Origin of the sequence: Serratia sp. CY33802, from assembly GCF_052169095.1 — a bacterium.
In the GTDB taxonomy this organism is placed as follows: Bacteria; Pseudomonadota; Gammaproteobacteria; order Enterobacterales; family Enterobacteriaceae; genus Serratia; species Serratia bockelmannii.
The window spans coordinates 242,302-255,013 of the sequence record NZ_JBJNLL010000006.1 but is presented as its reverse complement, the minus strand read 5'-3'; the positions used below and the strand labels follow the sequence as shown (position 1 = coordinate 255,013).

Here is a 12,712-nt window from a genome sequence, read left to right as displayed (position 1 = left end):
GTCGTAAGTAACCGATAGAAGCAAATGTCAGATCGCGATGCGCCTGTTAGGGCGCAGCTGGCAAGAGAGCCTTATAGGCGCATATGAAAAACCTCCGGCTATGCCGGAGGATATTTATTACCCGTTGGCGGCTGTTTTGACGAGTTCCACCACCAGCGGTGAAAGCTCGCCGCGCAGCGCGGCGCGTTCCGACTGGAACAGCGTGGCGACGTAAAAACGCCGGCCCGGCAGTTCGATGGCGCGCACTTCGCCTTCGCTGTCGTGGCCGCTGATGATCAGCGGGAAGCGCTCAAGATCGGCGACGAATTCCGGATTCACGCCAAAGTTGCAGTGGTAGCCTTCATGGGTGTTCAGGCTGCCGTAGGCCTGTGCGACGCGGGTGTCGGGCTGAAAAACGATGTCGCCGGTTTTTTCCACCAGCGAGCAACTCAGCGGGGCGATCACCAGCCGGCCACCGCTGTCGGTTTCCGCATGGCCGGCGTCGTGCCAGCCCATCACGTTGCGGGCGTATTCGACGATGGCGTATTGAAAACCACCGCAGGAGCCGAGGAACGGCACGTCGTTTTCCCGCGCATGACGGATCGCCATAAAGGCGCCGTCGTCGTAACGATACGGGCTGCCTGGCACCACCCAGATGGCGTCGAAATTTTGCAGCGTTTCGGGGGAGATCAAGGTTTCGGTCGGTAGCCACTGGGGCTGCACGTCAATATCGAGATGGGCGGCGGTGAGCTGGAGCGCCACGGGGATGGCCTGATGGGCCACGGCTTGCGGGTTGTAATCACCGACCAGAGCAATGCGAACTTGAGCTTTCATCATTTCCGTTCCTGTGCGGGTAAAGAAGGAGATTACAGGAAAGTAGAGTGTCGAGCCGCCGTTTTTTTAAAGGTGGCGCACAAAAAAGCCCGGCATTGGCCGGGCTGAAAAAAAAGGTCAGTACAGCGAGGGCGCACCAGCCGGTCGGGTTTTGAAACGGCGGTGCAGCCACATGTATTGCTCCGGCGCTCGCATGATCTCTTTCTCGATCACTTTGTTCATGTAAGCCGCCGCCGCCTGTTCGTCGCTGAGTGGATAGTCTTCCAGGGCCGGCTGGATCAGCAGGTCGTAGCCGCGGCCGCCTTCGCGGCGGATCAGCACCACCGGCACCAGCGCCGGGTTGGCCATGCGCGCCAGCATAAAGGTGCCGCTGGTGGTAGCGGCCTGATCGACGGCGAACAGCGGGGCGAATACGCTGCCGCGCGGGCCGTAGTCCTGATCCGGCGCGAACCATACCGCCTCGCCGCGCTTGAGCGCGTGCACCATGCCCCGCAGATCTTTGCGGTCGATCATCGCCTTGTTGGAACGCATGCGGCCTTTGGTCTGCGCCCACTCCATCGCTTTATTGTTGTGCGGACGGTACATCGCCATCATCGGCTGGCACAGGCCCATTGCCCGGCCGCCCAGCTCCAGCGACATGAAGTGCACGCCGATCACCAGCACGCCGCGATCGTCGCGCTGCGCCATTTTGAGGTGGTTGATGCCGGAGACGTTGAACCAGCGTTTGACGCGTTTATCCGACCAGAACCAGGCCATGCCGGTTTCCAACAGGCCCATGCCGAGCGATTCGAAGTTGCCCACCACCTTGCGCTCGCGCTGCGCTTCGTCCATCTCGGGGAAACACAGCTCGAGGTTGCGACGAGTGATGGTGACGCGGCGTTTGAGAAATCGCATCGAGGTACGCCCCATCCACACTCCCAGCCGATTGAGCAACGGGTAGGGGAGCTGGACCAGCAGGAACAGCAGGGCGAGGCCGAACCAGGTTAACCAGTAGCGCGGGTGCAGCAAGGCCAGTTGAAATGCTTTGGCTGATTTCATAGAAACTCTTTTTATACGTTAAAAGGGGCAGCAAGCTGTAACGCATATAAAGGTTCCACTCGATAGCGATACGACTACTCAGACACCCAGGTACGGCCAGGGTTTAGTCGGAATTCCATAATTGACTAAACATTTACATTCGAAGGGCGGTTTGCGCTGCTATCAGGCTTCGGAGGGATAGCTGTTGGCCAGCGGAGGCGGCTCTAGGAACGTGTATGTTAACACAGGGTACGGGGTGTGGCGGAAGAGGGGCATGCGAATATTCTCATTCGCGTTGCCCCTGTGTTGACGATTGGCGACGGTTTACAGGCTGGGGAGGATGATGGCGGCGAAAATAGCGACGATCACCAGCCACTTCAGCAGGTAGTAACCGCGGCGGTTGCGCGCTTTCAGGCGTTGGCCGGCATCGCGCACTGCGTTGACGTACTTGAAGATGCGGTTGATGCCGCCGGTGCGGTCCTGATCGTCGTTCGGCGAGCTGGCTGCCGACATCAGCGTGGCGCCGACCCAGTGGTTGACCGCCTGCGCCCAGCGCCATTTCATCGGCCGTTCGACGTCGCAAAACAGAATGATGCGCGTCTGATCGGTGGCGTTCTGCGCCCAGTGCACGTAGGTTTCATCAAAGATCACCGCCTCGCCGTCGCGCCAACTGTGCTGCTCGCCATCGACCTCGATGAAGCAGCGATCGTCGTTGGGCGTCATCAACCCCAGATGGTAGCGCACCGAGCCGGCGTAAGGATCGCGGTGTTTACCTAAATGGCTGCCGGGCGGCAGCTCGGCGAACATCGCGGCCTTGACCGACGGGATGCGGTTGAGCAGCTCGACGGTTTTCGGGCACAGCGTTTGCGCCGAAGGGTGGCTGTCGCTGTACCACTTCAGATAAAAACGTTTCCAGCCGCGTTTGAAGAAGGTGTTGAATCCGGCGTCGTTGTGCGACTGCGCCTTTTTGATGTGATCCTGCAAGCGCACGGCTTCCTCGCGGATCACCTGCCAGTTGTCGGTCAGCGTCTGTAGCTCCGGGAAGCCTTTTTCGTCGAAATAGGGCTGTTTGGCGGGCAAACGGGAGAAGCCGGTCATAAACATGTTGATCGGCCCCATAAAGGTGGAGTGATCGAACAGTTGGCGGGTAAGCTTTTGTTTCTCTTTGCCGCGGGAGTGTGCGTAGAGGAAGCTGATGATAAAAATGCCGATAATGATCGCGGCAACCATAGAATCCATCCCTGTTGGTGCTTGTTAAAAATTCGTACAAATTATAGTTTTGTGACAGGAAAAATTTAACTTTTTCGTGCGCTTTCCCCGCTCATACTGCTTGGTGGCATAAAAAATCAATAAAACCGTTGGTAATAAAATTTTGTATCGATTTTTTTGGTTTTAGTCCTATTCTTAAATCGTTCAAGGGGCATTTCATGCCATCTTGTTTCATGACGAATGGCACGTATCTGAGAAAAGAGGGACTTATGAAGAAATCAATCATTGCCTTGTCTGCACTGCTGCTCGCTTCCCCGGTGTTCGCTGCTGAAACTGCGACCGACACCGCCGCTCACGCCAGCAACGAGGTCGTCGCTGAGGCGCATAAAGGGGCGGATACCGCCAAAGAAAAGCTGCACCAGTCTCAGGACAAGGGTGAAGAGCTGAAGCTGAAAGCCAAGCACGCCGCCGAAGGCAAGAGCGACAGCGTCGGCAGCAAAGTGAGCGAAGGCTCGCAAAAGGCCTGGCACTCCACCAAACAGGGTACGGAGAAGGCTTGGGACAAGACCAAGCAAGGGGCGGAAAGCCTCAAGAACAAAGCGACCGAATAAGGTCTCCGCTTTACCCCAAGGGCCGCGCTGCGGCCTTTTTTATTGCCCGCAAACCAGAGCCTATGCCCCCGCTTTGTCGCCCCGAGTAAAACGTGAGAGTATTCTTCATCGATTGGCGACTCAATCGTAAGCAAGGAGGAAGCTCTATGAGATCCCACTGGGTAAGGCGTTTATTGACACCCTCACCAACCTGGACAGGCAGAGCATCGGTTATCTTGGGTCTGCTGGTGTTTGGGGTGTTGAGCGGGCTGGATAGCCTGGGTGTGGAGTTGGACGGGTGGAAGCGCTCCGTGATGGTCGCGGCCGTGGCGGGTATTTGCTATTTCATTGCCGGATATATTGATAAGCGCATTCCGCGCAAAGCCCCGCCAATGTAGGCATAAATCAGACAAAGAAAAAGGCGCTTATCAAATGAGATAAAGCGCCTTTTCAACACGTTAACTGACTAGTATCAGTTCATGCCGTATTTTTTCAGCTTCTTGCGCAGCGTGCCGCGGTTGATGCCCATCATCAGGGCTGCGCGGGTTTGGTTGCCACGGGTGTATTGCATCACCATGTCCAACAGTGGCTGTTCAACTTCAGCCAGTACCAGCTCATACAGGTCATTTACGTCTTGACCGTTCAGTTGAGCAAAATAGTTCTTCAGTGCTTGTTTAACCGAGTCACGCAGAGGCTTTTGAGTCACCTGATCTTGTGAGTTAACGGTAGAAACGGTCAGTACGTCAGAATTTACGCGTTGTTCGAACATAGTTCTGTCAGCTCTTTTTTTACGCTAAGATTTTCGAAATATGCCTCCAACGCCTCCAGCTGTTCGCTGGCATCCTCTATGGCGTTGAATGTGCGCCGAAACTGGTCATTCGGAGCGTGTTCCTGGAGATACCAGGACACGTGCTTACGAGCAATCCGGAATCCCTTGCCTTGGCCATAAAAGCCGTGCAATTCCCGAATGTGCCCAATCAACAAGCGCTTCACCTCGCCAAGCGGCAGCGGCGGCAGCAACTCCCCAGTGTCCAGATAATGCTGGATTTCCCGGAAGATCCAGGGTCTCCCCTGAGCAGCGCGGCCTATCATCAGGGCATCGGCCCCGGTGTAGTCGAGCACTGCTCTGGCTTTATGCGGGTCAGTAATATCCCCATTCGCGATAATCGGAATGGAAACACTCTGCTTAACTGCCCGAATGCTGTCGTATTCCGCGTTGCCGTTAAACAGACAGGCGCGGGTTCGGCCGTGAATCGTCAGGGCCTGAATACCACAGTCTTCGGCCAGTTGGGCAATCTCTACACAGTTACGATGCTCTGGCGCCCAGCCGGTGCGAATCTTCAGCGTTACCGGCACATCCACTGCGTCAACCACCGCGTGGAGGATCCGTTTAACCAGATCCGGGTACTGCAACAAAGCGGACCCGGCAAGCTTCCGGTTCACTTTTTTGGCCGGGCATCCCATATTGATGTCGATGATCTGCGCGCCGCTGGCCACGTTGATACGCGCGGCGGCGGCCATATCATCAGGATCGCATCCGGCAATCTGCACGGAGCGGATCCCTGGTTCATCGCTATGCACCATACGCAGACGCGACTTATCCGTCCGCCACACCTCCGGGTTGGAGGAGAGCATTTCGGATACAGCCATCCCAGCACCCATTGCATGACAGAGGGTTCTGAACGGGCGATCTGTAATACCGGCCATCGGGGCCGCAATCAGGCAATTAGTAAGCTGGTGGTGTCCAATGCGCATAGACAAAGAGTGACCATACTGTGTCCGCAAGGGCGCGTATATTACGCATTTTTGCGTCGAGATGAAAGGCCAAACTTTAACCAATTGGCCCTGTATTAGGGCGAAAAATGCGCTACGCGGCGATTCATAAAAATATTATATATATTTTACAATGAGTTGACGAAAAGTGCTTATTTTGTGTGCGGCAAAATATTCGCCTTTGTGCAGAATATTATCTGCATTCGCCCGCTATTTTTGCTGGTATAGCCTGCCTGGAAGGCGCATTGTCAGGGCGATCCGTCGTTGAACGGCAAAAAATTGCATAAAATTTTGTCTCGTCCGTCTGGCGATCGCCGGACAAAAAAAATCCACCGGCGCAGGGTCGGTGGATGAGGGGGCAATAGACCGTGACGCTTACTTGCGGCGGCCGGTGATACGGCACCACTCTTCGCGCTCGGCGACCGGATCGAGCGTGAACTTCTCTTCGTAGGCTTCCGCTACGCTGCTCGCCTGGCTGGCCAGCACGCCGGACAGCCCCAGATGACCGCCGGCCTTCGGCAGGCAACCAATCAGCGGCGCCAGCTCGCGCAGCGGGCCGGCGAGGATGTTGGCGACCACCACGTCCGCCAGCAGGTCCGCCGGCTGGTCTTTCGGCAGATACAGCTCCAGACGCTCTGAAACGCCGTTACGCTGTGCGTTATCGCGGCTGGCCTGAATGGCCTGGGGATCGATGTCGATGCCGATAGCGCGCGCCGCACCCAGCTTCAGCGCGGCGATTGCCAGGATGCCGGAACCGCAGCCGAAGTCGATGACGGTTTTGCCCGCCAAATCGAGGCCGTCCAGCCACTGCAGACACAGCGCGGTGGTCGGGTGGGTGCCGGTGCCGAACGCCAGGCCCGGATCGAGCATCACGTTAACCGCGTCGGGATCGGGAACGTCGCGCCAGCTCGGGCAGATCCACAAGCGCTCACCGAAGCGCATCGGGTGGAAGTTGTCCATCCACTCGCGCTCCCAGTCCTTGTCTTCCAGCTGTTCTATCTTGTGGCGGAAACCGGTGCCCAGCAGCGGGTGCTGTTCCAGCATCGCCACCACCTCGGCCATATCGGTTTCGGCGTCGTACAGGCCGATCACGTCGGTATCGCCCCACAGCAGGGTTTCACCCGGCAGCGGTTCGAACACCGGGTTGTCGTGGGTGTCCTGGAAGGTCACCGACACGGCGCCGCTTTCCACCAGCGCGTCGCTCAGGTCTTCCGCCTGGCTGCCGGTGGTGTTCAGTTTGAGTTGGATCCAAGGCATAGCAATTCTCTTTAAGAGGGTAATGATGACGCCGCCCGGCGCTTTTCGCCGACGACGTTACCGAGATAAAACGCCAACAGGCTGAGCAACAGCGAAGGCACGATAGGATGCAGCCCCGCCGGTTGCAGGTTGAAGCTGGCCAATAGCGTATAGCATACCGCACCCGACACCATTGAGCTAAGCGCTCCCTGAGCATTGGCGCGTTCCCAATACAGGCCCAGCACCAGCGGCCACAGGAAGACCGCCTCCAACCCGCCGAAAGCCAGCAGGTTGAGCCAGATGATCATCTCTGGCGGCCGCCAGGCCGCCAGCAGCACCAGCAGACCGAGGATCAGCGTGGTCAGGCTGGAGAAGCGCTTGATCAACCGCTCGTTGTGGATCTGCTGTGGGCGTACGCCCAGATAGAGATCCTTGATGATGGTGGCGGAGGATTGCAGCAGCTGGGCGTTGATGGTCGACATGATCGCCGCCATCGGCGCCGCCAAAAAGATCCCGGCGGCGTACGGCGGCAGCACGGTGATCATCAGCGTCGGGATCACCTGATCGGGGATCTTGAGGTCCGGCAAGACCGCGCGGCCGAGTGCGCCGGCCAGGTGCATGCCGAACATCAGCACCGCCACCACCACGGTGCCGAGCAGAATGCCGCGATGCACCGCCTTGCTGTCTTTGTAAGAGATGCAACGCACGGCGGTGTGCGGCAGGCCGATCACCCCGAAGCACACCAGGATCCAGAACGACGCCATAAACGGCAGGCTGAGGATTTGATCGCCGCCCTGCGGCGACACTAGCGCCGGATCGATCTGCTGCAGCTTGTCCACCGCGCTGTGCAACCCACCGGCGGCGTGGATCACCGCCACCAGCAGCAGTACGGTGCCGAGTAGCATCACCAGCCCCTGCATGGCGTCGTTCAGCACGCTGGCGCGGAAGCCGCCGAAGGCGGTGTACAGCGCGATGCTGATGCCGAAGATCAGCAGGCCGGTGTCGTAGGGAATGCCGGCGGCGGTCTCCAGCAGGCGGGCGCCACCGATAAACTGCACCGTCATGGCGCCGAGGAACGCCACCAGCAGACTGAGGCTGGCCAGCCACACCAGCAGGCGGCTTTGGTAGCGGCCATACAGCATGTCATTGAGGGTGATGGCGTTGTAGCGCCGCGCCAGGATGGCGAATTTCTTGCCCAGCACGCCGAGCGACAGCCACACCGCCGGTAGCTGGATCATCGCCAGCAACACCCAGCCCAGGCCGTATTTATAGGCGGCGCCGGGGCCGCCGATAAACGAACTGGCGCTGATGTAGGTGGCGGTCAAGGTCATCGCCAGCACAAAGCCGCCCATCGAGCGGTTGCCGAGAAAGTATTCGCTGAGGAAATTCCCGCTCTGGCGGCGGCTGTAGGCATACACCGACAGGCCGAATACCAGCAACAGGTAGGCGACCAGCGGCAGGATCACTTCAGTTTGCATCGCTGTCCTCCAGCGAAATGTCGCGGAACACCGTGCGCACCATCAGCCAGCACAGGCCGGTGAACAGCAGCGGGACCAGCAGGCAGGCCATTTCGAACCAGTGCGGCAGGCCGGTGACGCCGATGGCGCTGTCCGGCAGGTAGGCCGCCAGCCCCCAGGCCAGGAGGTAGAGCAGCGTCAGCCCCAGCGCCCAGCGCGCTTCGCGGTGCGCCTGAATAAAGCGTTTGTCCATCCGTGTCTCCCATAGGTTTACGGTGATGGATTCATCAAAGGTAGGGAATTTTACGGCATGACGGCGTTTTGCCAAGCCGTTACTGGCGGCAGCGCCAAAGAAAAAGGCCGGTGATTAACCGGCCTTTCGTCAGACGATGCTGCGTGGCTGCCTTAGGTTTCCTGCAGACCCAGCTTCTTCTCCAGATAGTGGATGTTGGTGCCACCGTGCTGGAAGTTTTCGTCGTTCATGATCTTCTGCTGCAGCTCAACGTTGGTTTTGATGCCGTCGATGATCAGTTCAGCCAAGGCGTTTTTCATGCGGGCTATCGCCACGTCACGGTTTTCGCCGAAGGTGATCAGTTTGCCGATCATGGAGTCATAGTACGGCGGTACGGTATAACCGGCGTAGATATGAGATTCCCAACGCACGCCGAAACCGCCTGGCGCGTGGAAGCGTGTGATCTTGCCCGGGCTCGGCAGGAAGGTGTTCGGATCTTCGGCGTTGATGCGGCATTCTACCGCGTGGCCGTGGATCTTCACTTCTTCCTGTTTGATCGACAGCGGCTGACCGGCAGCGATGCGCAGCTGCTCTTTGATCAGATCCACGCCGGTGATCATTTCGGTAACCGGGTGTTCTACCTGAATACGGGTGTTCATTTCGATGAAATAGAACTCGCCGTTTTCATACAGGAACTCGAAGGTGCCCGCACCGCGGTAGCCGATTTCCACACAGGCTTTCGAGCAGCGCTCGCCGATGTAGCGGCGCATTTCGCTGGTGATGCCCGGCGCCGGCGCCTCTTCGACCACTTTCTGGTGGCGGCGCTGCATGGAGCAGTCGCGCTCGGCCAGATAGATGGCGTTGCCCTGGCCGTCGGCCAATACCTGAATCTCGATGTGGCGCGGATTCTCCAGGTATTTTTCCATGTACACCATGTCGTTGTTGAAAGCCGCTTTGGCTTCCGCTTTCGTCATGTTGATGGACTGCTCAAGGTCTTTGTCGCTGCGCACGACGCGCATGCCGCGACCGCCGCCGCCGCCGGAGGCCTTGATGATCACCGGATAACCGATTCGCTTGGCGAAGGCACGGTTTTTATCCATGTCGTCGGTCAGCGGGCCGTCGGAGCCCGGTACGCAGGGCACGCCGGCTTTTTTCATGGCGTTGATCGCGGAAACCTTGTCGCCCATCAGGCGGATGGTTTCGGCTCTCGGGCCGATGAAGATGAAGCCGGAGCGTTCAACCTGCTCGGCGAAGTCGGCGTTCTCCGACAGGAAGCCGTAGCCCGGGTGGATCGCCACGGCGCCGGTGATTTCCGCCGCCGAGATGATGGCCGGGATGTTCAGGTAGCTTTTTACCGATGGCGCAGGACCGATGCAGACGGTCTCGTCGGCCAGCAGAACGTGTTTCAGATCGCGGTCGGCCGCGGAGTGAACCGCAACGGTCTTGATGCCCAATTCTTTACAGGCACGCAGGATGCGAAGCGCGATCTCGCCGCGGTTGGCGATAACAATTTTATCAAGCATGGGGGCGCCTCGTTATTCGATGACGACCAGCGGCTCGTCATATTCGACCGGCTGGCCGTTTTCCACCAGGATGGCTTTCACGACGCCGGACTTGTCCGCTTCGATCTGGTTCATCATTTTCATGGCTTCAACGATGCACAGGGTATCGCCGGCGTTCACTTTCTGGCCCACTTCCACGAAGGCTTTCGCGTCCGGGCTTGGGGTGCGGTAGAAGGTGCCTACCATTGGGGAACGAACGACATGGCCACTCACGGCCGCCGGTGCTGCAGGGGTTTCTGCCGCAGGCGCGGTGGCAACGGCGGTAGCCAGGGCTGGCTGCTGCTGTGCCGGCATCGCGTAAGCCTGCTGCATGACGGGATAAGCCTGCGCCGGTGCGGCACGGCTGATGCGAACCGATTCTTCGCCTTCAGAGATTTCCAGTTCAGAAATACCTGATTCTTCAACCAGTTCGATCAGTTTCTTGATTTTACGAATATCCATGAGTGTGATTCCGTACTCTTTTTGTGGAGCAATTAGTGGGTTTTCGACAGACGGTTAACCGCTGCCTGTAAAGCGAAAGCGTAGCCATCCGCGCCGAGGCCGCAAATCACGCCTACCGCTACGTCTGAGAGATAAGAGTGATGGCGGAAAGGTTCGCGGGCGTGCACGTTGGACAGGTGGATCTCGATGAACGGGATCTGCACCGCCAGCAACGCATCGCGCAGCGCCACGCTGGTATGCGTGAACGCCGCCGGGTTTATCAGAATGAAATCGGTGTTGCCGCGCGCCTGATGAATGCGATCGATCAGCTGATGCTCGGCGTTGGATTGCAGATGGCTCAGGGTAATATCCAATGCGGATGCCTGGTTTTCCAATCCGTTAACAATCTCTGTCAGCGTCGTGCTGCCGTACTTCTCCGGCTCACGCGTCCCCAGCAGATTGAGATTGGGGCCGTTCAGAAGCAAAATGTGAAACTTATCCGCCATTGTGCTGGTATCTCCGGCAATAAAACCATCATCGTAGAAAATAACCCGATGTTACCGATTTGTCACCTGTTAAGGGGCAAATTCACCCTGAGAACAGAAACAAGGTCGGGCATTATAACGATATCGTAGCAATTCGCAGCTAAATACTGGTCTTATCAGCGAAGATATTCAACCCCAAATCGAGGAACTGGGGGATCCGTGACAGGAATATGAGCGCTGGAACACAGAAAAAGTTCCCGCCGGCGGCGCGCGTTTTTCCGCGCCAATAACGCGCACCGCCGTGCGATTCAGCGCCACCAGGCGCGGAATTTCTTGTAACGCAGGCCCAACAGCGCCACCGCTAACAGCGCGTAAATGAACGGCTGGGGGGAAAACGTTTTGACCGACCACAGGTAGTGGATGGGGGCGAGGATCGCCGCCAGATAGACGAAGTTGTGCAACGTTTGCCATTTGGCCCCCAGCTTGCGCATCGCCCACAGCGTCGACGTGGCCGCCAGCGCCAGCAGGATCAGCCAGGTGAGGATGCCGAGCGTCAGATAGGGCCGGTTCACCAGTTCGCTGCCCAGCAGGCCGAGATTGCTCAGCCCCAGCTCCAGCGTGGAGTAGCTTATCAGGTGCAGCGTGCCCCAGGCAAAGCACCACAGCCCCACCAGACGGCGACAGCGGATCAGCAGCGGCTGCCGGGCGTAGCGCGCCAGCGGGGCTATCATCAGCGTGGCCAGCAGCAGTTTCAGCGTCATCCTGCCGGTGAAATGCTGGATGTCCTTGGACGGATCGGCGCTGAACCAGCCTTGATCCACTGCCAGCACCAACCACAAAAAGGGCAAAAACGCCGCCAGATGCAGGGCGGCTTTCAGCCATTTGATATGAACAGGCGTCAGGCGCACTTAGAAATTCTCCCGCAGATCCATGCCGCGATACAGCGACGCTACCTGATCAGCATAGCCGTTGAACAGCAACGTCGGCTGCCGTTTGACGTCGAGAATGCCGCCGGAGCCGATAAAGCGCTCGGTGGCCTGCGACCAGCGCGGATGATCGACGTGCGGATTCACGTTGGCGTAAAAACCGTACTCGTTCGGCGCGGATTGGTTCCAGGTAGTCGGCGGCTGATCGCGCACCAAACGGATATGCACGATCGATTTGATGCCTTTGAAGCCGTATTTCCACGGCGTGATCAGCCGCAGCGGCGCGCCGTTTTGCGGCGGCAGGGTTTTGCCGTATACGCCGACGGTCAGCAGCGCCAGCGGATGCATCGCCTCGTCCAGCCGCAGCCCTTCGACGTAGGGATATTTCAGGCCGCCGCCGATAAAGCGATCTTTCTGGCCGGGCATCTGCTCCGGATCGTACAGCGTCTGGAAGGCCACGTAGCGCGCGTTGCTGTTCGGTTCGGCCAGCTTGAGAAGCTTGCCCAGTTCGAAACCGATCCACGGCACCACCATCGACCAGGCCTCGACGCAGCGCATGCGGTAAATGCGCTGTTCCAGCGGGAAACGCTTCATCAGATCGTCGATGTCCAGCGTGATCGGCTTCGCCACTTCGCCGTCGATGCGCACTTTCCAGCCTTCGGTCTTTAGCCCGCCGGCGTTGGCGGCCGGATCGGCTTTGTCGAGGCCGAACTCATAGAAGTTGTTGTAGCCGGTGACCTTGTCTTCCGGCGTCATCGCCAGCTGCGCCTGCCAGGCGGCCGGTTTGCTGAATTCCAGCGCTTTGCCCGGCGGCGCCTTGGGGCGATCGTTGCCCTTGAACCACGACAGCAGGTCCGCCTGCGCGCCGGTAGGCAGCGCCAGCGTGGCGGCGGTGATGCCGAGCGCCTGCAGCACCTTGCGCCGCTGGTGGAACACGCTCTCCGGCGTGACGTCGGCCTCGGTTAATTTCGGGTGTTTGTTCATGCTTATGT

14 protein-coding genes are annotated in these 12,712 nt (G+C 58.6%); 1 reads left to right on the top strand and 13 read right to left on the bottom strand.

The features are described from left to right. Window positions 1-117 precede the first annotated feature (117 nt). From ACJ8HA_RS18780 to lpxO, 3 genes are all read right to left on the bottom strand, one after another. On the bottom strand, window positions 118-816 hold the full coding sequence (locus ACJ8HA_RS18780; protein ID WP_442515439.1) for a CTP synthase C-terminal region-related (seleno)protein: 699 nt from the start codon (window positions 814-816) through the stop codon (window positions 118-120). A 114-nt stretch (window positions 817-930) separates the two neighbouring features. Next, window positions 931-1,851: a kdo(2)-lipid IV(A) palmitoleoyltransferase gene (lpxP, locus tag ACJ8HA_RS18775; RefSeq protein ID WP_016930250.1), complete on the bottom strand. Its 921-nt coding sequence runs from the start codon at window positions 1,849-1,851 to the stop codon at window positions 931-933. A 303-nt stretch (window positions 1,852-2,154) separates the two neighbouring features. Continuing rightward, the gene (lpxO, locus tag ACJ8HA_RS18770) at window positions 2,155-3,060 is read right to left on the bottom strand and encodes a lipid A hydroxylase LpxO (protein ID WP_025304427.1); all 906 of its coding nucleotides are present in this window, start codon (window positions 3,058-3,060) and stop codon (window positions 2,155-2,157) included. 248 nt (window positions 3,061-3,308) lie between these two features. On the opposite strand from lpxO, the gene ACJ8HA_RS18765 reads away from it, so the two are divergent. Next, the gene (locus ACJ8HA_RS18765; RefSeq protein ID WP_016930249.1) at window positions 3,309-3,650 is read left to right on the top strand and encodes a hypothetical protein; all 342 of its coding nucleotides are present in this window, start codon (window positions 3,309-3,311) and stop codon (window positions 3,648-3,650) included. A gap of 451 nt (window positions 3,651-4,101) precedes the next feature. On the opposite strand, the gene fis is transcribed toward ACJ8HA_RS18765, so the two are convergent. The 10 genes from fis to msrP form a co-directional block, all read right to left on the bottom strand. After that, complete coding sequence (gene fis, locus ACJ8HA_RS18760) at window positions 4,102-4,398, bottom strand: DNA-binding transcriptional regulator Fis (protein WP_000462905.1); 297 nt, start codon at window positions 4,396-4,398, stop codon at window positions 4,102-4,104. Continuing rightward, complete coding sequence (gene dusB / locus ACJ8HA_RS18755) at window positions 4,380-5,384, bottom strand: tRNA dihydrouridine synthase DusB (protein WP_025304426.1); 1,005 nt, start codon at window positions 5,382-5,384, stop codon at window positions 4,380-4,382. The genes fis and dusB overlap by 19 nt, the downstream gene beginning before the upstream one ends. Window positions 5,385-5,777: 393 nt before the next feature. Next, window positions 5,778-6,659: a 50S ribosomal protein L11 methyltransferase gene (prmA, locus tag ACJ8HA_RS18750; RefSeq protein ID WP_049208300.1), complete on the bottom strand. Its 882-nt coding sequence runs from the start codon at window positions 6,657-6,659 to the stop codon at window positions 5,778-5,780. An 11-nt stretch (window positions 6,660-6,670) separates the two neighbouring features. Further along, window positions 6,671-8,116: a sodium/pantothenate symporter gene (gene panF, locus ACJ8HA_RS18745; protein ID WP_049208301.1), complete on the bottom strand. Its 1,446-nt coding sequence runs from the start codon at window positions 8,114-8,116 to the stop codon at window positions 6,671-6,673. Next, entirely contained in the window at window positions 8,106-8,348 is a 243-nt protein-coding gene (locus ACJ8HA_RS18740; protein WP_025304424.1) for a YhdT family protein, read from the bottom strand. Before ACJ8HA_RS18740 ends, panF begins: the two co-directional genes overlap by 11 nt. Window positions 8,349-8,500: 152 nt before the next feature. Continuing rightward, complete coding sequence (gene accC / locus ACJ8HA_RS18735; RefSeq protein ID WP_019453177.1) at window positions 8,501-9,850, bottom strand: acetyl-CoA carboxylase biotin carboxylase subunit; 1,350 nt, start codon at window positions 9,848-9,850, stop codon at window positions 8,501-8,503. Between the two features lie 12 nt (window positions 9,851-9,862). Then, window positions 9,863-10,330: an acetyl-CoA carboxylase biotin carboxyl carrier protein gene (gene accB, locus ACJ8HA_RS18730; RefSeq protein WP_004936889.1), complete on the bottom strand. Its 468-nt coding sequence runs from the start codon at window positions 10,328-10,330 to the stop codon at window positions 9,863-9,865. 32 nt (window positions 10,331-10,362) lie between these two features. Beyond that, entirely contained in the window at window positions 10,363-10,815 is a 453-nt protein-coding gene (gene aroQ, locus ACJ8HA_RS18725) for a type II 3-dehydroquinate dehydratase (protein ID WP_004936891.1), read from the bottom strand. A 287-nt stretch (window positions 10,816-11,102) separates the two neighbouring features. After that, window positions 11,103-11,702 carry a protein-methionine-sulfoxide reductase heme-binding subunit MsrQ gene (gene msrQ, locus ACJ8HA_RS18720; protein ID WP_004936895.1) on the bottom strand — a complete coding sequence of 200 codons (600 nt, stop codon included), beginning with the start codon at window positions 11,700-11,702 and terminating at the stop codon, window positions 11,103-11,105. Beyond that, the gene (gene msrP / locus ACJ8HA_RS18715) at window positions 11,703-12,704 is read right to left on the bottom strand and encodes a protein-methionine-sulfoxide reductase catalytic subunit MsrP (protein ID WP_025304423.1); all 1,002 of its coding nucleotides are present in this window, start codon (window positions 12,702-12,704) and stop codon (window positions 11,703-11,705) included. Window positions 12,705-12,712 lie beyond the last annotated feature (8 nt).

What these genes read in the sequence shown, in the direction of transcription:
- ACJ8HA_RS18780 (WP_442515439.1), bottom strand. Translation starts at nt 816, where the DNA reads ATGATGAAAGCTCAAGTTCGCATTGCTCTGGTCGGTGATTACAACCCG.
- lpxP (WP_016930250.1), bottom strand. Translation starts at nt 1,851, where the DNA reads ATGAAATCAGCCAAAGCATTTCAACTGGCCTTGCTGCACCCGCGCTAC.
- lpxO (WP_025304427.1), bottom strand. Translation starts at nt 3,060, where the DNA reads ATGGTTGCCGCGATCATTATCGGCATTTTTATCATCAGCTTCCTCTAC.
- ACJ8HA_RS18765 (WP_016930249.1), top strand. Translation starts at nt 3,309, where the DNA reads ATGAAGAAATCAATCATTGCCTTGTCTGCACTGCTGCTCGCTTCCCCG.
- fis (WP_000462905.1), bottom strand. Translation starts at nt 4,398, where the DNA reads ATGTTCGAACAACGCGTAAATTCTGACGTACTGACCGTTTCTACCGTT.
- dusB (WP_025304426.1), bottom strand. Translation starts at nt 5,384, where the DNA reads ATGCGCATTGGACACCACCAGCTTACTAATTGCCTGATTGCGGCCCCG.
- prmA (WP_049208300.1), bottom strand. Translation starts at nt 6,659, where the DNA reads ATGCCTTGGATCCAACTCAAACTGAACACCACCGGCAGCCAGGCGGAA.
- panF (WP_049208301.1), bottom strand. Translation starts at nt 8,116, where the DNA reads ATGCAAACTGAAGTGATCCTGCCGCTGGTCGCCTACCTGTTGCTGGTA.
- ACJ8HA_RS18740 (WP_025304424.1), bottom strand. Translation starts at nt 8,348, where the DNA reads ATGGACAAACGCTTTATTCAGGCGCACCGCGAAGCGCGCTGGGCGCTG.
- accC (WP_019453177.1), bottom strand. Translation starts at nt 9,850, where the DNA reads ATGCTTGATAAAATTGTTATCGCCAACCGCGGCGAGATCGCGCTTCGC.
- accB (WP_004936889.1), bottom strand. Translation starts at nt 10,330, where the DNA reads ATGGATATTCGTAAAATCAAGAAACTGATCGAACTGGTTGAAGAATCA.
- aroQ (WP_004936891.1), bottom strand. Translation starts at nt 10,815, where the DNA reads ATGGCGGATAAGTTTCACATTTTGCTTCTGAACGGCCCCAATCTCAAT.
- msrP (WP_025304423.1), bottom strand. Translation starts at nt 12,704, where the DNA reads ATGAACAAACACCCGAAATTAACCGAGGCCGACGTCACGCCGGAGAGC.